This window comes from Dulcicalothrix desertica PCC 7102, assembly GCF_003991905.1.
GTDB lineage: Bacteria > Cyanobacteriota > Cyanobacteriia > Cyanobacteriales > Nostocaceae > Dulcicalothrix > Dulcicalothrix desertica.
Genome location: NZ_RSCL01000102.1, coordinates 1 through 1136 on the forward strand (window position 1 = coordinate 1; position 1136 = coordinate 1136).

Below are 1136 nucleotides of genomic sequence, written 5' to 3' on the forward strand. Positions count from 1 at the left end.
ATTACATCCGGATAACGTCCGTTTTCTTGCCAAACTACCCAACCTTGACGCTCTTTAGTTCCGTCAATATCAAGCGTCACGAAGAAATCTGGACCCCTGAAATCTCGATTCATTGCTTGCGTGCTGCTGTAATAAACATACATATTACCCCCTGCGAAGAAATCATTGCGGTCAGCCCAAAGCTGCAACAATGACCGAATTAGGGTGTTCATGGCGATGCGATGGCGATTACTTTCCAAGGGTTCCCCGTCGTCAAATATCAAATCCGTGGGTGGCATTGGTGGTTGCCAGTCCACAGATTCTTGCAAAACTTCTACAGTTTGTTCAGTTACAGCGGTTTCTGGTGCCATTTGTTTATCTGCCTCCTTCGGAGTACACATGTTTGTTATTATCTCGCAGAAGCTTAATATTTAACGTTTTTACCCGTATAGTTCAAAATTATTAACATGAATATTAGTAATACTTTTGCCTCTATTACCAGGATAATTAAATCATTTGCAAGTCGCTTGCAGTTGTTTTTGTACTCTATAATTTTGATTATTTAAAGCATTAGTAAATAAAGTAAAAAATTAAATCCCCTCAATAGATAACTTTTTTGAGGGGACTTTAATTAAGTTATAAATTTAAACTTCTTCTCCAAGCTCTCGTAATCTTGCAGCAAGACGTTCCGCACGCTGGCGTTCAGCCTCAGCCCTTTGAGCTTCAGCCTCAGCCCTTTGAGCTTCAGCCTCAGCCCTTTGAGCTTCAGCCTCAGCCCTTTGAGTTTCAGCCTCAGCCCTTTGAGTTTCAGCATCTGCTTTTTGAGCTTCGCTATCGGCACGCTGTTTTTCCGCTTCTTCTGGTAAAAGCACTAAATTACCAGTTTCATCATAAAAGCGTAGCCAGTCAGCAGTTTCTCGGTCAATAGTACCTTGGTGTGTACCAAGCCATAGCCCTAAAGCATCAGACCATAGCCAACCTCTACTATCAGGTGTAATAGGTTCATATTTTTGAGAAGCATTCAAACGCCACCCTTGAAGTGAGTTATTGTCAAACGGGTCATAAATATAGTAGTTGCGTGTACGAAAAACTTTTTCGTAAAGTTCTTTCTTTACACCTTTATCTACTTTTGCTGTGCTTTCCGATAGCAACTCAAC

The 1136-nt window shown here is 41.2% G+C and carries 1 protein-coding gene and 1 pseudogene; both read right to left on the minus strand.

Annotated features, from left to right (window positions below):
• Positions 1-350: pseudogene (locus DSM106972_RS50955) on the minus strand (Uma2 family endonuclease); the annotation flags it as partial.
• Between the two features lie 273 nt (positions 351-623).
• Positions 624-1136: Uma2 family endonuclease (locus DSM106972_RS50960; RefSeq protein WP_148129304.1), on the minus strand; the 513-nt coding region annotated here is incomplete at its 5' end.